Raw genomic sequence first — 18155 nt, forward strand, 5'->3', positions numbered from 1 at the left:
GTCTTCGCGGGAGGTCCCGGTCTACCGCAGACGGCGCCGGGGGACCAGACGGCGGGCGTCATGCCGAGCGCTCCTGCCGCTTCTCGGGCTGGAGCATGTGGGTCAGCGGCACCTCGGCCTCGATCACCGTACCCGAGCGCGACGACAGTACACGCAAGGTCCCGCCCAGCTGCTCGACCCGTTCCTGCATGTTGCGCAGGCCGAGCCCGCCACGCCCCTCTTTCTCGGGCAGGGGCCAGGTCATGCCCCTGCCGTCATCGGCTACGCGCAGAAGCGCGCCGCGGCGGTGCCCCTTGATGGTGACCGAGACGTGGTTGGCCTCGGCATGGCGCTCGACGTTGGTAAGTGCCTCCTGCGCGATGCGGTAAAGCGCGATGCGGGCTTCCTCGTCCAAGCGGTTGCGGAAGACGACCGTCTCGACGTCCACGTCGATGCCGGTGCGCTGGCCGAAATCATCGGTCAGCGCCTGCAGGGCCGGGCCGAGCCCGAGGTCGTCCAGCACGCCGGGGCGCAGGTCGCGGCTGATGCGCCGGACCTCTTGTATGGCGGTGTTCAGGCTGGCGATGCTCTTGTCCAGGCTTTCGCCCGACTTCTCGTGCCCCAGCGCCAGCCGCCGCCGGGCCAGCTCCAGCGCGTACCGTGCGCCCACGAGGATCTGCGAGATGGAATCGTGCAGTTCGCGCGCGACACGGCCACGCTCTTCCTCCTGGGTGTCGAAGATCCGCTGCGTCAGCTCCTTCAGCTTGGCGTCTGCCACGCTGCGTTCGCGCAGGTTCAGCAGCAGGCCGGACAGGAACACCAGCAACAGTGCCGCCAACGTGATCCCCCCGATGTAATGGAACACCCGCTGGATACGCGCCTCGACCTCGGCGCGCGCGGCGGCGACGGTGTCGAGCACGTCGTCGATGAAGATGCCGGTCCCCACCGCCCACCGCCAGTCCTGAAGCCCCACGACGTACGAGATCATCGCCGCCTCCTCGCCGGTCGAGGGCTTCCACCAAAGATGCTGGTGATAGCCGCCGCCCGAGCGGGCAAGCTCGATGAAGCGGTCGGTGATGGGCGTGCCCTCGCTGTCGGTCAGCCCCGCCCAGTTGCGGTTGATCAGGTGGGTCTGGCGCGGCGCGACGAGATTCGTGCCGTCGTAGTCGAAGACGAAGAAATACCCGTCTTGCCCGAAGATCATGGCGGCGAGGATCTGCATGACCCGCGTCTTCGCCGCCGCGTCGTCCGGGGGTGCGTTGCCGTAGATCGAGGCATAGGCCGTGCGCGCGATCGAAATGTAGTTCTTCAGCTCGTCCTTCTTCGCCTCGATCAGCTGACGTTCGAGCGCCGCGATCTCGCGCTCGGCCAGCGCGCGGGACTGCTGGGCGACCAGCAGCGATATCGCCCCCACCGCAAGCACGAGCGGCACCGCGGCCATCAGCGCGAAGCGCAGCCGATAGCCCCGTCCCGTGCGAAGCATCCGCAGAAGTGTCGATGGGATCATGCGTGCCGGTCCTGCCCGTGCCAACCATTGCCCGAAGCCGCGGCCGGGGCAAGGGAAGGCGCAGGGTGCCGAAGCTGCCGCAAGGACATGAGCAACAGCGCCCGTTATACGCAGTATCCGGTATTTATTCCCGCACATCGCGTCGCTAATGTGCGCCCACTGATGACGGAACGCCCGAAGAGGCGGGCGTTATGCATGGGAGGATATGTATGGATCGCCGTTCGTTTCTGAGAACGTCTGCGCTGGGTGGCTCGGCCGCCGCCGCGTCGACGCTGGCCGCGCCGGTTTACGCGCAGGGCCGCCGCACGCTGACGCTGGTGACCACCTGGTCGCGCGGCCTGGCGGGTGTGCATGACAGCGCGCAATACTGCGCCGACAAGATCACCGCCGCCACCGACGGCCAACTCACGGTCGACCTGAAGGCGGCCGGCGAACTCGTCGGCGCGTTCGAGGTCTTCGACGCGGTCGCGTCGGGCCAGGCCGACATGTACCACGGCGTGGACTACTACTTCACCGGCCAGCACCCGGCCTACCAGTTCTTCGCCTCGCTGCCCTTCGGCATGACGGCGATGGAACTGAACAACTGGTACTACCACGACGGCGGCATGGAGCTGCACCACGAGCTGGGCACGATCTTCAACATGAAGCCGTTCCTGGCCGGCAACACGGGCGCGCAGTCCGGCGGCTGGTTCAACAAGCGCATCGAAAGCCCGCAGGACTTCCAGGGCCTGCGCTTCCGCATGCCCGGTCAGGGCGGCGAGGTGCTGTCGAAGCTGGGCGCGTCGGTGCAGAACCTGCCCGGCGGCGAAGTGTACCAGGCGCTGTCCTCGGGCGCGATCGACGGCACCGAGTGGATCGGCCCCTGGGCCGACGAGAAGGCGGGCTTCCAGGAGATCACCAAGATCTACTACCCCGCCGGTTTCCACGAGCCGGGGCCGGGCCTGACGCTGGCGACCAACCTCGAGGTGTTCGAGAGCCTCACGCCGGCGCAGCAGACCATCATTCAGGAGGTCTCGACCGCGTCGAACCTGTGGACGCTGTCGCTGTTCCTGGCCAACAACGCGTCGGCGCTCCAGCGTCTGCAGGCCAGCGGCGTGCAGCTCGCCGAGTTCCCCGAGCCCGTCTGGGACGCGTTCGGCCAGGCCGCCAACGAGGTCTACCAGCAGTACATGGGCGACGACCTCTACAAGCGGACCTATGACAGCTACATGACGTCGCTGCAGAACTCGGCCAGCTGGATCGACCGTTCGGAAGGCACGTACACCACGCAGCGCGACCGCGTCATCGGCCGCTGATCCGCTGAACACCAGGCGCCGCGAAAGGCGCCCACGGCCGGGGCCGGCTTTGCCGGCTCCGGCCTCACGACACTCTGGGGGCGTGCATGCTTGACTTCATCCTCTGGTTCTTCGCCAACATCGCCATGTCCTTCTGGAACGTGATCTATGCAGTCACGCATCCGGGCCTGTGGCTGGACTGGTCGAACGGCGAGGCGCTGATGCGCTTCATCTATCACGGTGCCTCGGCCGAGATGTTCTTCGTCGTGCTCACGACGTTCCTGATCGTGACCGGCATCGGCATCTGGAAGAACGCTTTCATGTGGGGCTGCGTGCGCGTGCTCGAAGGGTTCGCCAACGGCGTGGGTCGCTTCTTCGCCTGGGCCGGCCTGATCATGGTGCTGCAGCAGATCGTGATCGTGTTCATGCAGCGCGTCTTCGCGGCGTCGCAGATCTCGCTCGGGTTCGGGTCGTCGCTCAGCCTCGACGTGTCGTGGTGGTCCGAGGAACTCAAGCTCTACAACGCGATGGTCGTGGCGCTGTGCTGCACCTACACCTTCGTGCAGCGCGGCCACGTGCGCGTCGATCTCGTGTATTCGGCAGTGAGCTTCCGCACCAAGCGCGTGATCGACATGGCCGGCTCGCTTCTGTTCATGATGCCGGCGGCAATCCTGATCTGGCTTTACGCCTGGTACTTCATGTGGCGCCACCTGATCACGCCGAAGGTATCCGCTAGCGACTCGCTGGAACTTCTGATGCGCAAGGCGTCGATCATCCGCTGGAACGTGGAAACGGTGGGCTTTTCGCCCAATGGCTTCAACGGCTACTTCCTGTTCAAGGTGCTGATGGTCGCCTTCACCGCCATGGTCTTCCTCCAGGCCGTCGCCTTCTTCTACCGCTCGTATCTCGAGTGGAAGGAAGGCCCGGAGAGCGAAGGCAAATACCTCGACCGCGATACCCTAGGCGCGGGCGAGGAAGCCTACGAAGGCACACACTAAAGGGGCAGGGGACATATGCTTTTCGGTTTGGACGGGGTCGAACTCGGCCTGATCATCGTCTTTCTCTGCCTCTTCGGAGGCATCCTGTCGGGCTTTCCGGTGGCTTTCGCCATCGGCGGTGCGGCCGTCATCTCGTTCGGGATCATCGCGGCGCTCGATAGCGCGGGGCTCTTGGTTCACCAGGCGGTGGACGAGACCAGCCAGGCCTACCGCGACCTCGTGAACTCGGGGGTCAACCCGCTCGACATTTCGAAGTTCCGCTTCCCGGACCTGCCGCGCTACGCCGAGCCGGTGTTTCAGGGCGGCTGGGAGCTCGCGCTGGACCGCAACATCAGCTTCATCGTCAACCGGATGAACGAGCGCGTCTTCGCCGGCCAGTCGATCGAGACGCTGCTGGCGGTGCTGATGTTCGTGCTCATGGGCATCACGCTGGAACGCTCGAAGATCGCCAACGACCTGCTGACCACGATGGCGCGGGTCTTCGGCCCGCTGCCGGGCGGCCTGGCCGTGTCGGTTGTGGTGGTGGGCGCGTTCCTCGCGGCCTCGACCGGCATCGTCGGTGCCACGGTCGTGACCATGGGCCTGCTGTCGCTGCCCACCATGCTGCGCAACGGCTACTCGCCCGAGCTGTCCACCGGCGTTATCGCCGCGTCGGGCACGCTGGGCCAGATCATCCCGCCCTCGATCGTCATCGTCCTTCTGGGCACGCTGGCGGGCGACATCTATTCCACCGCGCAGGAGACGCGGGCCGTGGCGGCGGGCTGCTCGGACGCGCTGACCTATCTGGGCGAGGCTGCGGTCGTCTCGGTCGGCACGCTGTTCCAGGCGGCGCTGCTGCCGGGCATCCTGTTGGCCGGCCTCTACGCGGCCTATGCCTTGGGTTACGCAGTTCTGAACCCGCGCAAGGCCCCCCCGGTGCTGAGCGAAGAGGCGACTGGTGAAGTCGTCACCCGCAACGAGGCGCTGACCTGGTTCCTGGCCGTGCCCGCCGCGCTGATCGCCGCCGTCGTGCTGTCGGGCGCCGTTGGGCTCGTCGGCAGCCAGGACGTGACCGTTGCCCGCTACTCCGAGGCCGGAGACACCGCCTCGCTGCGGACTAACGTCTCGCCGCAGTGCCAGGAGTCGATGATCGAACTGCACGGCCAGCTGGCGTGGGACCGCGCCGTGGCCGAGCAGGAGGCGATCCAGGAAGCCGGCGGCTTCGCCGAAAGCGAAGAACTGACGGACGAGCAGGTCGCCGCGGCGCAGGCCGAGAAGATCGCGACGCGCGCGCCCATCGGCACGGGCATCGCGGTGGCCTTCCTGCTGCTCGCGCTGGTGCTGACCACGGCGCGCGGCGTCTCGCCAAGCGCCGAGCCGCGGCCGCTGATCGTCGGGGCCGTGGGCGTGGCGCTGGCATTGCTGTTCGACCTGCTGTTCATCGCACCGACCACGACGCCGGGCACGACCGTGCTGATCCTGGCGATCCCGACGCTGCTGGCGCTTTACGGCTGCCGGTACGCGGCCGGACTCCTGGGGCAGAACGACCTGCTGCGGGTGGTCTTCCCGCCGCTGGTGCTGATCGTCGCCGTGCTGGGCTCGATCCTGGGTGGCATCACGAACCCCACGCCGGCGGCGGCGCTTGGGGCGGGCGGCGCGATCATGCTCGCCGCCTATCGCAAGCGGCAGGACCAGGGGCGGTCGGGGAACATCATCCTCTACACCGCCTTCGCCATCGTGATCATGCTGCTCGTGGGCGTGAACTTCGATCTGCGCGTCGCCTCGGGCGAGACGACGTTCCAGCAATGGGTCGCTTTCATCGTGGCTCAGGCGAGCTACCTTTTCGCGATCTTCGGCATCCTCTACTCGTGCTGGGTGCTATTCGCGAGCGGCGTGCTCAAGCCCATCGTGCGCGAGACGGCGAAGGTCACGAGCATGGTGTTCACCATCCTCATCGGCTCGCAGCTTCTCAACCTCGTCGTGATCTCGTTCGGGGGTGAGGAATACATCCAGTCGTTCCTGCGGTCCTTCGACCGCGAGTGGGTGGTGTTCCTGATCGTGATGCTGGTGCTGTTCATCCTGGGCTTCGTGCTCGACTTCCTCGAGATCATCTACATCGTGATCCCGATCGTCGGGCCGGTCATCTACGGCGGCACGATGGATCCGAAATGGGTGACAATCATGATCGCCGTGAACCTGCAGACGTCGTTCCTGACACCGCCCTTCGGCTTCGCGCTCTTCTACCTGCGCGGCGTCGCACCGCCGAGCGTGACGACCGGCCACATCTACCGCGGGATCATTCCCTTCGTGCTGATCCAGGTGCTGGGGCTCGCGCTGCTGTGGTTCGTGCCGGGGGTGGTCACCATCATCCCGGACCTGATGCCGAACTGACAAAGACTGCGCGGGGGCCTTCGGGCCCCCGCTTCCGTCAGAGCGGGGGCCGCGCCTGCGGCGCGGGTGCCGATTTTTCGCCGAAAAATCGGGGCCTTCGGCGAGGATAACTCGGGGCCTTCGGCGAGGATAACTCGGGGCCGAAGATGCAGGGGGTGCGCGGCGCACCCGCGCTCAGCCCCGGGTGGGGCGGGTGTCGGGCAGGCTGATCTTGGCCACCTGCTCGGCAATCGGGTCGGTCGAGAGCGGGTGTGTTTCGGCCGTGTACGAATCTGGATCGCCCAAGCCCTGCCAGCGGCCGCGGTGATAGACCTCGACCGAGTTGAAGCGCGCCTTGTAACCCATCTTCGGACTCCCCGGCACCCAGTATCCGAGATAGACGTAGGGCAGCCCGGCCTCGCGCGCGATCTCGATATGGTCGAGGATGATGTAGGTGCCCAACGAGTCCCTCGGGCGGTCGGGGTCATAGAACGAGTAGACCATCGACAGCCCGTCATCGAGCACGTCGGTCAGGCAGACCGCCGTCAGATCCTCGCCGTGGCCATCCTCGTCCCGCCGGGCGTACTCGATCACGCGCGAGCGGATCGGCGTCTCCTCGATCATCGCGGCGAACTCGAAGATGTCCATGTCGGCCATCCCGCCATCGGCGTGGCGCCGGTCGAGATAGGTCCGAAACAGCGCGTACTGCTCCTCGGTGGCCCAGGGCGAGGTCGTGCGCCGGCGCAGGCCACGGTTGCGGCGCAGGAGACGGCGCTGGGTCTTGTTCGGCTCGAAATCCGCGACCCGGATACGCGCCGACAGACACGCCGAGCACTCGGCGCAGGAGGGCCGGTAGAGCACGTTCTGGCTGCGCCGGAAGCCCTGCTTCGACAGCGCATCGTTCAGCGTTTCGGCGTATTCGCCCTGCAGCGCAGTGAACAGCTTCCGCTCCATCCGTCCCTCGAGGTAGGGACAGGGTTGCGGTGCCGTCACGTAGAACTGCGGCGCGATGGGAAGGGTGTGGCGCATGAGGATCCCAGGTGTTCCGCCGCGAAAGGTAGCAACGACCCGGGGCTCCGCCAAGACCTGTGACCCGGCTCGGCAGAGAGTTTCCGTCAGTACCGCGCGGCGCGGTTGATCGCGGCGGTGCCGAGCACGTGGTCGGTCAACCCCTGCGCGCGCGAGGTGCCGAGCATCAGGCCGCCCGAGATCAGCTGAAGCGGGAAGACCGCCCAGGAAATCGCGTAGCCCGTCGTGTGCAGGAAGCCTCCCATTAGGTCGAGCGGCCGGCCCGCGCGGTCGCGGATCTCGATCGCCGTCAGCCGCATGCCCGGCGTGGCCGACCCGCGCGCCAGCGTCACCGTGCGGTACAGGAACGAGACGACGAAATAGAGCAGCGGCAGGTAGAAGAGCGCCGTGAACAGCGTCAGCGGCACCAGAAGCGCCGTGAGCAGCGTGATAAGCACCACGTCGACGAGCCAGGCAAAGAACCGCTTCATCGGCACGTCGGCGTAGAATTCGGCCTCGCGCTCGGGGTCGGGAAGGCCGGGATAGGTGTCGTCGAGCATCGTCATCTGTCTCACCGCTTCGTCGGGGTGGGCGCGGCCCGCCGCGGGGCGGGCCGCCTGTCCGGCTCAGGCCTCGGTCGGGGCCTCGTCGCCATTCCGGGCCTTTTTCGAGCGTTCGGCCATGAACTGGTCGAACTCGGCCTTGTCCTTGGCATCGCGCAGGCGCTTGAGGAAGCTTTCGAAGGCGTCCTGCTCTTCCTCGAGCCGGCGCAGCGTTTCGGCCTTGTACGCGTCGAAGGCCGAATTGCCGGTCGACTTGAAGGCGTGGTGGGCGTGGCGGGCGCGTTTCATGCCGCAGTTTTCGTTGAACATGCGTTTGCTCCAGATCATGTAGGCCAGAAGGGCGAGCCCCAGGGGCCAGAAGACGATGAACCCGAGCACCATGGCGGCGATCCAGGCACCCTTGCCCCTGTCGTCCATCCAGGCCTCGGCACGCCGAAGCCACGACAGGCGCGGCGCGGTGGCGGGGTAGGCATAGGCGGTCATTGCTCTCTCCGGGTTCGTGTTGATCGGTCGATGTGAATTGCTTTCACATCCCCTAGATCGGAAGCCCTTCGCCCGCCTTCAAGGATGAATGTGAATGTTTTTTACATCCTCCGATTCAACCCGTGAAATCAATTACTTGCGCATTCGTCACGCGCAGAAGTTGGTGCGGGGTCAGCGGAAAGATGTGCCGGGGTGTGCCGCCGGCGGCCCAGATCCGCGCGAACTCGGTCAGCCGCAGGTCGCAGAAGGCGCGCATCGGAGATGTGTGGCCCAGCGGCGCGACCCCGCCGATGGCAAAGCCGGTCTGTGCCCTGACCAGCGCCGCGTCGGCCTTGCCCAGCGGCTCGCCCGCTGCCGCTGCCGCCTTCGCATCGTCCACGCGGTTGCCGCCGGCGGTGAGGAACAGGACGGCCTCGCCGCTTTCCAGCCCCTTGAAGATGATCGACTTGGCGATCTGGTCGATGTCGCAGCCAGCGGCCTCGGCCGCTTGGGCGGCGGTGCGGGTCTCGGCTCCCATCTCGAGCACGTCGCTGGCGATCCCGGCATCGGCGAGGGCCCGCTTCACGCGGGCGAGGCTTTTCGACATTTATGCAGTCCCCCTTGCTTTGGTGCCGGTCTGGCAAGACGTGGGGCGGGGCGCAAGGGCGCTTGACGGCCGTGCGCTCCGGGGCTCATGTCCCCGCATGACCTTCGCCAGCCGACTGACCCGCTCTCCCGACCCCTTCGACCGCGACCGAGGCGAGGAGGGCGCTGCCGCAGTGCCCGGCCTGCCGCCCGAGCTGGCGGGCCTGCTGCGCGGCACCGCCGGGTGCGCGCCGTATCTCAAGACGCTGATCGAGCGCGAGGCCGAGTGGCTGGCCGAGGCGCTTGCGGGCGAGCCGGAGGATGCGCTGGCCGGTGTCATGGACACGGCGGCGGGGCTCGAGGACAAGGCGGTGCCCGAGGGGCTGCGCACGGCGAAGCGGCGGGTGGCGCTGCTGGCGGCGCTGGCCGACCTCGGCGGGGTCTGGACGCTGGAGGAGGTGACGGGCGCGCTGGCCCGCTTCGCCGACCTCGCCGTGAACAAGGCGCTTGCCACCGCGCTGGCCGAACAGGTGGGGCGCGGCAAGATACCCGACCTTGGCGCGGGCGACGTGCCGGAGAATTGCGGCATGACGGTGCTCGCCATGGGCAAGATGGGCGCGTTCGAGCTGAACTATTCCTCGGACATCGACCTGATCTGCCTGTTCGACCAGGACCGCTTCGCGCCGGACGATTACCTCGACGTGCGCACGGGCTTCATCCGCGCGACGCGGAAGATGGCTGCGACGCTGACCGAGACGGGGCCGGGTGGCTATGTCTTCCGCACCGACCTGCGGCTGCGGCCCGATCCCTCGACCACGCCCGTGTGCCTGGCGATGGAGGCGGCCGAGCGGTACTACGAAAGCCTGGGCCGCACGTGGGAACGCGCGGCGCACGTGAAGGCGCGGCCCTGCGCCGGGGACATCGCGGCGGGAGAGGCATATCTTGAGCGGCTCAGGCCCTTCGTCTGGCGGCGGCACCTCGATTTCTGGGCCATCCAGGACGCGCACGACATGCGCCTGCGCATCCGCAGTCACAAGGGTCTGGGCGGGCCGCTTGTGCTGGAAGGGCACGACATGAAGCTGGGCCGCGGCGGCATCCGCGAGATCGAGTTCTTCACCCAGACCCGCCAGATCATCGCCGGGGGCCGCGACGAAAGCCTGCGCGTGCGCGGCACGGTCGAGGCGCTGGCGCGGCTGGCCGGGTCCGGCTGGGTGCCCGAGGAGGTGACGCGGCAGCTGACCGACGACTATCGCGCGCATCGCGAGATCGAGCACCGGCTGCAGATGGTCAACGACCAGCAGACGCACCTTCTGCCCAAGGACGACGAGGGCTTCGAGCGGCTGGCCGCCTTCACGGGGCAAAGCGTCGGGGACCTGCGCGCCGGCCTGGCCGAGCGGCTGGAGCGGGTGGCGGACCTGACCGAGGATTTCTTCGCGCCCGGGACGGGCAACGTCTCGCCCGAGTCGACGCCCGAGCTGACCGAGAGCCAGGCCGAGATCGTGGCGCGCTGGCCGAGCTATCCGGCTTTGCGGTCGCAGCGGGCGCAGACGATCTTCGAGCGGCTGAAGCCGGTGCTGCTGGAAAAGTTGCAGAAGGCGACGCAACCGGACAAGGCGCTGCTGCACCTCGATGGCTTCTTGCATGGGCTTCCGGCGGGGGTGCAGGTGTTCTCGCTGTTCGAGGCCAACCCGCAGCTTGTCGACCTGGTGATCGACGTGGCCGACACCGCGCCCGACCTCGCCCGTTACCTCAGCCGCAATGCCGGGGTGTTCGAGGCGGTGATCGGCGGCGACTTCTTCGCCGAATGGCCGGGCGAGGCGGCGCTGACCAGGGAACTGGTCGAGCGCATGAAGGCGGCCGAGGATTACGAGGAGAAGCTCGACGCCGCGCGGGCCTGGGCGAAGGACTGGCATTTCCGCATCGGCGTGCATCACCTGCGCGGGCTGATCGACGGCGCGGAGTCGGGGGCGCAATACGCCGACCTGGCCGGCGCGGTGCTCGAGGCAGTGCATCCCGTGGTGGTCGCCGATTTCGCCGAGCGCCACGGGCCTCCGCCGGGCCGCGGGGCCGCCGTGCTTGGGATGGGTGCGATGGGCGCGCGCAAGCTGAACGCCTGCTCGGACCTCGACCTGATCGTGATCTACGACGCCGGCGACGCCGAATCGTCGGAGGGGCGCAGACCCCTGGGCGTGCGGCCCTACTATGCGCGGCTGACGCAGGCCCTGGTCACCGCGCTGTCGGCCCCCATGGCGCAGGGCAAGCTTTACGAGGTGGACATGCGCCTGCGGCCCTCGGGGCGGCAAGGACCGGTGGCGACCTCGCTCCAGTCGTTCCGGAACTACCAGGAGAACGAGGCCTGGACGTGGGAGCATCTGGCGCTGACCCGCGCCCGCCCCGTCGCGGGCAGCGCCGAGCTTTGCGACGAGATCGAGCGCTTCCGGGGGCAGGTTCTCACGGCGCCGCGCGACCGCGACCGGGTTCTTTCGGACACGGCCGAGATGCGCGAGCGGCTGCTGGCCGCCAAGCCCGGCGGCGCGCCGTGGGAAGCCAAGCAGGGGCCGGGGCGGTTGCAGGATATCGAGCTCGCGGCCTCGGCCCTCGCGCTGCTGGCGGGCGCGCCGGTGCGCGATCCGGCCGAGCAGCTTGCGGCAGGGCGCGGCGAGGGGCTGGTGTCGGAGGAAGACGCCGCGACGCTGACGGCGGCGCACGCCCTGCTGTGGGAGGTCCATGCCGCGACGCGGCTGATCACCCGGGAGGCGCTGAAGAACGACCAGATGGGCGCGGGAGCGGCGGCTTTCCTGACCCGGAATGCAGAAGCCGAGAGCCCGGAGGCGCTGAGCGGGAAGATGGACGACACCGCCGCGCGCGCGGCCGAGACGGTCGCCCGCGTTCTGGGCGTGAACGGGGCCTAGGGACCGGGAAGGCACCATGAGAGAGAGCGATCCCCAAGATCCCAAGGGCCTGATCCGCGAGGCATTCCGGATGGAGGCGGTGACCGAGGCCGAGTGCCGGTCGATCTTTCTGGACTGGGCGCTGTCGCTACCCCCCGAGGCGGATGCGCGCGCCGCCATCCGGGCGCTGCTCGATCGCCACGGCGCGCCCCGGGGCCATCCGATGACGCAGGTCCTGCGCGAGGGGCTGGAGATGCCCGCGCGCACCGGGCGGCGCGGCGGGCACCGGGCGCGCTCTCAGCGCTGAAGCGCAGCGGCCTCGCGCGCTAGCATCTCGATTCCGTCCCAGTCGCCGGACTGCACCTTGTCGGCGGGCGCGACCCAGCTGCCGCCGACGCAGACGACGTTGGGCAGCGACAGGTAGTCGGGCGCATTCTTCAGGCTGACCCCGCCGGTGGGGCAGAACGAGATGCGCGGCAGCGGCCCCGCGATCGACTTCAGCGCCGGTGCGCCGCCCGAGGCTTCCGCCGGGAAGAACTTCAGCATCGTGTAACCGCGTTCCAGCAGCTTCATCGCCTCGCTCGATGTGGCCGCGCCGGGCAGGAGCGGAAGCTCCATGTCCTCACACGCGTCGAGCAGGAGGTCCGTCGCTCCGGGCGAGACGCCGAAGGTCGCGCCGGCCTCCTTCGCGGCCTTCACGTCGTCGGGGGTCAGCAGCGTGCCCGCGCCCACGACGCCGCCCTCGACCTGCGCCATCTCGCGGATCGCGTCGAGCGCGGCGGGCGTGCGCAGCGTGACCTCGAGCGCGGGCAGGCCGCCCTTGACCAGCGCCTGGGCCAAGGGGCGCGCCTTCGAGGCGTCGTCGATCACCAGCACGGGGATCACGGGGGCGAGGCGCGCGATCTCGAGCGCGCGGGCGGAGGCGTTTTGCGGGGTCATGTCGTCACTCCAATCGTTGCGGCGGCCGAGGGGGCGGGGCCGCCTTCGGCGAGAGTATTTTGGGCAAGAGGAAACACCAAGGCGCTCGGGCGTCGAGAGTTGACAGCTGTCAAACCACCACTCCCGCGCCCTGGCTGGCCAGGCCCACGTTCTGGCGGAAGACCTCGAACAGCTCGCGGCCGACGCCGTGGCCGTTGTTCGACAAATCGGCGATGGCGGGGTCACGCGCTTCGAAGCCCTCGGCCAGCACCTCGATGCGGCCCGCAACCGCGTCGACCCGGATCAGGTCGCCGTCGCGCACCCGCGCGATGGGCCCGCCATCGGCGGCCTCGGGGGCGAGGTGGATGGCGGCGGGGACCTTGCCCGAGGCGCCGGACATCCGCCCGTCGGTCAGCAGCGCGACCTTCAGGCCCCGGTCCTGTAGCACCGCGAGGGTGGGGGTCAGCGAGTGCAGTTCCGGCATGCCGTTGGCCTTGGGGCCCTGGAAGCGGACGACGACCACCGTGTCCTCGGTGAACTCGCCGCGCTTGAAGGCGGCCTTGACCTCTTCCTGATCCTGGAAGACGCGCGCCTTGGCCTCGACCACCTGCCGGTCGCGGGCGACGGCGGAGACCTTCATCACCGCCCGGCCTAGGTTGCCTTGCAGGTCCTTCAGTCCGCCGGTGGCCTGGAACGGGTTGGTGGCGGGACGCAGGATCTTGTCGTTATGGCTGGTGCCCGGGCAGTCGGCCCAGACGAGGCTGTCGCCCTCAAGCTTCGGCTCCCTGGTGTAGAGCGACAGGCCGTCGCCGGCGACGGTCCTGGTGTCGGGGTGCAGCAGGCCCGCGCCCAGCAGTTCGCCGATCATGTAGCCCAGCCCGCCGGCGGCGTGGAAGTGGTTCACGTCGGCCAGCCCGTTGGGATAGACCTTGGCCATCAGCGGAGTGACCTCGGAGATGTCGGCGAAGTCCTGGATGTCGAGGATCACGCCCGCCGCCCGGGCCATGGCCGGCAGGTGCAGGACGAGGTTCGTCGAGCCGCCCGTGGCCATGAGCCCGACGATGCCGTTCACGAAGGCCTTCTCGTCGAGGATCTCGGAGACCGGGCGGTAGTCGTTGCCGAGCGCCGTGATCTCGAGCGCGCGCTTTGCCCCGGCCTCGGTCAGCGCGTCGCGCAGCGGCGTGCCGGGGTTGACGAAAGAGGCGCCGGGCAGGTGCAGGCCCATGAACTCCATCAGCATCTGGTTCGAGTTGGCGGTGCCGTAGAAGGTGCAGGTGCCCGGGCCGTGATAGGACGCCATCTCGGCCTTCATCAGCTCGTCTCGGCCGATCTCGCCGGCGGCGAATTGCTGGCGGATGCGCGACTTCTCGTCGTTGGGCAGACCACTGGTCATGGGCCCCGCGGGCAGGAAGACGCCGGGGATATAGCCGAAGGTGGCCGCCGCGATCACCAGCCCCGGCACGATCTTGTCGCAGACGCCGAGATAGACGGCCGAGTCGAAGACGTTGTGCGACAGCGCCACGCCGGTGGCCAGCGCGATCACGTCGCGGGAGAAGAGCGAGAGCTCCATGCCCACCTGGCCCTGGGTGACCCCGTCGCACATGGCGGGGACGCCGCCTGCGACCTGCGCCGTGGCGCCGTTGGCGCGGGCGGCGGCGCGGATCAGGTCGGGGAAACGTTCATAGGGGGCGTGGGCCGAGAGCATGTCGTTATAGGCGGTCACGATGCCGAGGTTCGGCGCGCGTTCGGTGGCCAGCGCGTCCTGGTCGGGACCCGCGCCGGCATAGGCGTGGGCCTGGTTGCCGCAGCTCAGGTGCGCGCGGCGCGGGCCGTCCTCGGCCGCGCGGGCCATGCGGTCGAGATAGGTGGCGCGGGTGTCGCGGCTGCGCTCGACGATCCGCTCGGTCACGGCGGCGATGGTGGCGTTGAGCGTCATGGCTGTATCCTCGTGGCGAGTGGCGGGATCTGCGTTGCGGCGGACCATAGGGTCGTTAGCGCTATCGGTCCAGCGGGCGGCGCGGGGGTTTCCTCTGGTGCATGGCGGGGTTTCCACTTTGTGCGTGGTTGTGCTGCGCTGCAGCGACTAGGTGTCCGCTCGAACGGGCCGCACGGCGGTCCGAAGAAATTCGAAGGCAAGGACAAAGACATGACCGAGAACCGTATCGAACCCCTCGACCTGTACGAGATCGAACGCCAGGCCCGCGTGCTGCGTGCGCAGGCGACCGCCCAGGGCCTGCGCGCCGCGCGCCGCTGGATCTCGGAGCGGCTGTCGCACATCTCGCTGATCGGCGCCCGCCGCACGGCCTGATCCTTCCCCTCCATCGTGAGTGGACAGAAAACTCCCGGTCCCGGCCGGGAGTTTCTTTTTTGCGCCGCCGCGCGGGCTTCCCGGCCCCCGCGGAACAGGGTAGGAGGCGGCGCATGAACACGCGCCCCACCGTCCGCCTTCGCCCCAAGATCGACCCGCGCCCGCTGCGCCACGGCGCGCCGTGGGTCTTCGCCGACCAGCTTGTCACCGACCGACGCACCAAGGCGCTCGCCCCCGGCACCGTGGCGGTGCTGGAGGATGCCGACCGGCAGCCGCTGGGGCTGGTCGCGGTCAACCCGAACTCGAAGATCATCGCGCGGATGCTCGACTGTGACACGGAGGCCGAGATCGGTCGTGCGTGGCTGGCCGGGCGGCTCGCGGCGGCGCTGGAGATGCGCGCGCGGCTCTACGAGGCGCCGTTCTATCGGCTGGTCCATGCCGAGGCAGACGGGCTGCCCGGCGTCGTGATCGACCGGTTTGGCGACGCCTGCGTGATCCAGCCGAACGCCGCCTGGGCCGAGATGCTGATCGAGCCGCTGGCCGAGGCGGTGGCCGAGGTGACGGGCTGCACCACGCTGATCAAGAACGGCACCGGACGGGCGCGGGGGCTCGAGGGGCTGGAGGACGAGACCGTCGTTTTGCGCGGCGGCGTGAACGGGCCGGTGGGTGTGCCGATGAACGGGGCCGTCTACATGGCCGACCTGACAGGCGGGCAGAAGACCGGCCTGTTCTTCGACCAGCGGCCGAACCATGCCTTCGTGGCACGGCTGTCGCGGGGCGCGCGGGTTCTGGACGTGTTCAGCCACGTGGGCGGCTTCGCACTGGCCGGGCTGGCCGGTGGAGCGGTTTCGGCGCTGGCGGTGGACGGCTCGGCGGCGGCGCTGGACCTGGCCGAGGCGGGGGCGCGGGCCTCCGGGAGCGAGGCGCGCTTCACCACGATGAAGGCCGATGCCTTCGACGCCTTAAGCCAACTGGGCGAGGCGGGGGAGCGCTTCGACGTGGTGGTCTGTGATCCGCCGGCTTTCGCGCCGGCCAAGCCCGCGCTGGACGCGGGGCTGCGTGCCTATGAGCGCGTGGCGCGGCTGGCGGCGCCGCTGGTGGCGTCGGGCGGGTACCTTACGCTTTGTTCATGCTCGCACGCCGCGGACCTTGCAAAGTTCCGCACCGCCTGCATCCGCGGAATCGGCCGGGGCGGGCGGCAGGCGCAGCTGATCCGGACGGGCTTTGCCGGGCCGGACCATCCGCAGCATCCGCATCTGGCCGAGAGCGGGTATCTGAAGGCGCTGACCTTCCGCCTGCTGTCGTGAAGGTCCTCATCGACGCCAACGTGCTTTATCCCACCGTCCTGCGCGAGATCGTGCTGGGCGTGGCGCGGGCGGGCCTGTTCCGGCCGCTCTGGTCGCCCCGCATCCTCGAGGAATGGGCGCGCGCGGCGGTGAAGCTGGGGCCGGAGGGCGAGACGGTGGCGCGCGGCGAGATCGCGGCGCTGTCGGCGGCCTGGCCCGGCGCGGCGGTGCAGCCGCGAGAGAGGGACCTGTCGCGGCTGTGGCTGCCCGACCGGCACGACGTGCACGTGCTGGCCGCTGCCATCGCGGGCTCGGCGGACGTGATCCTGACGATGAACGCGCGCGACTTTCCCCGGCACATCCTGGCCGAGGAGGGGCTGGAGCGGGCGGACCCGGACGGCTTCCTGATGGCGCTGTGGCTGGAGCATCCCGAGCAGGTGGAGGCGGCCGTCGCAGCCGTTCACGCCGAGGCGTGCCGACTGTCGGGTGAGCCGCTCGACCTGCGCAAGCTGCTCAAGCGGGCGCGCCTGCCTCGGCTGGGCAAGGCGCTGGCGGCCTGATCCAGCAGGTTTTCGACGAAAATTCGCCGGCGTGATCCTTCGATGAAGAATCGCGTCAGGTGGCCAGCCATTTCGCTTCGAGCTTCTCGATCGCGGCGACGCGGTCGGCGGTCTTTGGGTGGCTCATCAGCCACGCCGGGACCGCGCCCGAGCGGCTTTGCGTCAGCGCCTCAAGCTTGCCGAAAAGCGATTTCTGCGCTGCCGTGCCGATCCCGGCCTTCGTAAGTAGCGCCGAGGCATAGGCGTCGGCCTCGTACTCGTCCGAGCGCGACAGCCGCGCGGCGAGCAGCGAGGTCAGGCCGCTCGCGATCCAGACGCCGATGCCCGGAATGATCCGGCCGAGGACCATGGCCAACGCGGTGCGCAGAGCGTTCTGGCCCGAGAAATCGATCATGCGTCGGCGCGAATGGCCGAGCGCGACATGGCCGAGCTCGTGCGCGATAACGCTGGCCATCTCCTCGGCGCTGACGTCGCCGTTGCGGTATTTCCGGTAGAATCCGCGCGTGATGAAGATGCGTCCGTCGGGTGCGGCGAGCCCGTTGACGGGGTCGATCTCGTAGATGTGAACCTTGATCCGGGCGAGGTCCAGCGCCTTGGCCATCCGATCGCACAACTCGCGCAGGCGCGGATCGGCGAGCTCGGTCGAGCGCGCATCGAGTTCCCTCTTCGTGCGCCAGACCGAGAAGCGGTACATGGCGAGCGCGTAGAGGATGGCGAGCAGGATCGGCAGAACCTTCAGCATACCCCGAATATGGGGCGCAGGCCGGCGTTTGGGAACCGCATCCGCGTCGCCCGCGTCCCTTTTCCGACCCCTGTCCGGAGAACCGAGATGAACAGTTCCGTCGGCGCGATGATCCTGCCGTTCCTCGACACGCTGGTGGTGGTGCCGGCCACCATCTTGCTGGTGCGGCTTCTGGGGCTGCGCAGCTTCTCGAAGATGTCGGCCGTCGACTTCGTGGTCACGGTCGCCATCGGCTCGACCATCGCCAGCACGGTGCTCTTGCCCGACACGCCGTTCTGGACCGGCGTCGCCGCGCTGGTGGCGCTGTTCCTGATCCAAGGGCTTTCGGTCACGCTCAGGACGTTTCTGGCGCCGGCGAAGAATGCCATCGACAACGCCCCCATCCTGGTTATGGAGCATGGCGAGATCCGCGAAGATGCGCTGCGGGCCGCGCGGCTGACGCGCGGGGATGTGTATTCGAAGCTGCGCGCGCAGAACGTGAAGACGCTGTCCGAGGTGCGTGCGGTGGTGTTCGAGACGACCGGTGACATCAGCGTAATGACCGGAAGCGGTCCGGTGGAAGACGTGCTGCTGGAGGGTGTGCGCCGACACCCGTGACCGCGCGGCGCGTGAGAATCTTCTTGAGGCCGTTCCGTGGCTTAACGCCTTCTCAAGGCCTGCGTGACAGTGTGTTGCAAATCTTGCTTTGCAAAAATGTCGCATTCGCGTGAAGCCGACCCAAAAAA

The 18155-nt window shown here is 68.5% G+C and carries 17 protein-coding genes; 9 read left to right on the plus strand and 8 right to left on the minus strand.

Features of this window, described 5'->3' with window-relative positions; all coding sequences use genetic code 11:
* Positions 1–58 precede the first annotated feature (58 nt).
* A complete protein-coding gene (locus BM162_RS05020) occupies positions 59–1486 on the minus strand; it encodes a cache domain-containing protein (RefSeq protein ID WP_439332816.1) in 1428 nt (475 codons plus the stop codon).
* 209 nt (positions 1487–1695) lie between these two features.
* On the opposite strand from BM162_RS05020, the gene BM162_RS05025 reads away from it, so the two are divergent.
* The 3 genes from BM162_RS05025 to BM162_RS05035 all read left to right on the plus strand — a co-directional run bounded on the left by BM162_RS05025 (position 1696) and on the right by BM162_RS05035 (position 6128).
* Positions 1696–2781, plus strand: coding sequence for a TRAP transporter substrate-binding protein (locus BM162_RS05025; RefSeq protein ID WP_093418555.1), 1086 nt, complete (start codon positions 1696–1698; stop codon positions 2779–2781).
* An 86-nt stretch (positions 2782–2867) separates the two neighbouring features.
* Positions 2868–3758: a TRAP transporter small permease subunit gene (locus BM162_RS05030; protein WP_093418557.1), complete on the plus strand. Its 891-nt coding sequence runs from the start codon at positions 2868–2870 to the stop codon at positions 3756–3758.
* Positions 3759–3773: 15 nt separating this feature from the next.
* Entirely contained in the window at positions 3774–6128 is a 2355-nt protein-coding gene (locus tag BM162_RS05035) for a TRAP transporter large permease (protein ID WP_093418560.1), read from the plus strand.
* Between the two features lie 174 nt (positions 6129–6302).
* On the opposite strand, the gene BM162_RS05040 is transcribed toward BM162_RS05035, so the two are convergent.
* From BM162_RS05040 to BM162_RS05055, 4 genes are all read right to left on the minus strand, one after another.
* Positions 6303–7136, minus strand: a complete 834-nt coding sequence (locus tag BM162_RS05040; RefSeq protein ID WP_093418562.1) for an arginyltransferase — start codon at positions 7134–7136, stop codon at positions 6303–6305.
* Positions 7137–7222: 86 nt separating this feature from the next.
* Positions 7223–7675, minus strand: a complete 453-nt coding sequence (locus tag BM162_RS05045; protein ID WP_093418565.1) for an RDD family protein — start codon at positions 7673–7675, stop codon at positions 7223–7225.
* A gap of 66 nt (positions 7676–7741) precedes the next feature.
* Positions 7742–8161, minus strand: coding sequence for a DUF2852 domain-containing protein (locus tag BM162_RS05050; RefSeq protein ID WP_093418568.1), 420 nt, complete (start codon positions 8159–8161; stop codon positions 7742–7744).
* Positions 8162–8276: 115 nt separating this feature from the next.
* On the minus strand, positions 8277–8747 hold the full coding sequence (locus BM162_RS05055) for a YbaK/EbsC family protein (protein ID WP_093418571.1): 471 nt from the start codon (positions 8745–8747) through the stop codon (positions 8277–8279).
* A gap of 97 nt (positions 8748–8844) precedes the next feature.
* Between BM162_RS05055 and BM162_RS05060 the strand changes: the two genes are divergently transcribed.
* Both BM162_RS05060 and BM162_RS05065 read left to right on the plus strand, forming a co-directional pair.
* Positions 8845–11637, plus strand: a complete 2793-nt coding sequence (locus BM162_RS05060; RefSeq protein ID WP_093418574.1) for a [protein-PII] uridylyltransferase family protein — start codon at positions 8845–8847, stop codon at positions 11635–11637.
* Positions 11638–11653: 16 nt separating this feature from the next.
* Positions 11654–11923, plus strand: a complete 270-nt coding sequence (locus tag BM162_RS05065; protein ID WP_093418577.1) for a hypothetical protein — start codon at positions 11654–11656, stop codon at positions 11921–11923.
* Here the strand turns inward: BM162_RS05065 and BM162_RS05070 are convergent.
* Together BM162_RS05070 and edd are read right to left on the minus strand one after the other, a co-directional pair.
* Positions 11914–12555: a bifunctional 4-hydroxy-2-oxoglutarate aldolase/2-dehydro-3-deoxy-phosphogluconate aldolase gene (locus tag BM162_RS05070; protein WP_093418579.1), complete on the minus strand. Its 642-nt coding sequence runs from the start codon at positions 12553–12555 to the stop codon at positions 11914–11916. The genes BM162_RS05065 and BM162_RS05070 overlap by 10 nt on opposite strands.
* A 109-nt stretch (positions 12556–12664) precedes the next feature.
* Positions 12665–14470: a phosphogluconate dehydratase gene (gene edd, locus BM162_RS05075; RefSeq protein ID WP_093418582.1), complete on the minus strand. Its 1806-nt coding sequence runs from the start codon at positions 14468–14470 to the stop codon at positions 12665–12667.
* A gap of 210 nt (positions 14471–14680) precedes the next feature.
* On the opposite strand from edd, the gene BM162_RS22710 reads away from it, so the two are divergent.
* The 3 genes from BM162_RS22710 (at position 14681) to BM162_RS05085 (ending at position 16688) form a co-directional block, all read left to right on the plus strand.
* The gene (locus tag BM162_RS22710) at positions 14681–14842 is read left to right on the plus strand and encodes an RSP_7527 family protein (RefSeq protein ID WP_177215060.1); all 162 of its coding nucleotides are present in this window, start codon (positions 14681–14683) and stop codon (positions 14840–14842) included.
* A 113-nt stretch (positions 14843–14955) separates the two neighbouring features.
* On the plus strand, positions 14956–16149 hold the full coding sequence (locus BM162_RS05080) for an RSP_2647 family RNA methyltransferase (RefSeq protein WP_093418584.1): 1194 nt from the start codon (positions 14956–14958) through the stop codon (positions 16147–16149).
* A complete protein-coding gene (locus BM162_RS05085) occupies positions 16146–16688 on the plus strand; it encodes an RSP_2648 family PIN domain-containing protein (RefSeq protein WP_093418587.1) in 543 nt (180 codons plus the stop codon). The genes BM162_RS05080 and BM162_RS05085 overlap by 4 nt, the downstream gene beginning before the upstream one ends.
* A 55-nt stretch (positions 16689–16743) precedes the next feature.
* Here the strand turns inward: BM162_RS05085 and BM162_RS05090 are convergent, their stop codons facing one another.
* Positions 16744–17430, minus strand: a complete 687-nt coding sequence (locus BM162_RS05090) for a M48 family metallopeptidase (protein WP_093418589.1) — start codon at positions 17428–17430, stop codon at positions 16744–16746.
* A gap of 87 nt (positions 17431–17517) precedes the next feature.
* Here BM162_RS05090 and BM162_RS05095 point away from each other — a divergent pair, with 87 nt between their 5' ends.
* Positions 17518–18027 (plus strand): DUF421 domain-containing protein, encoded by a 510-nt coding sequence (locus BM162_RS05095; RefSeq protein WP_177215062.1) that lies wholly within the window; start codon positions 17518–17520, stop codon positions 18025–18027.
* Positions 18028–18155: the final 128 nt, after the last annotated feature.

Origin of the sequence: Tranquillimonas alkanivorans (genome assembly GCF_900115595.1) — a bacterium.
Taxonomy (GTDB): Bacteria; Pseudomonadota; Alphaproteobacteria; order Rhodobacterales; family Rhodobacteraceae; genus Tranquillimonas; species Tranquillimonas alkanivorans.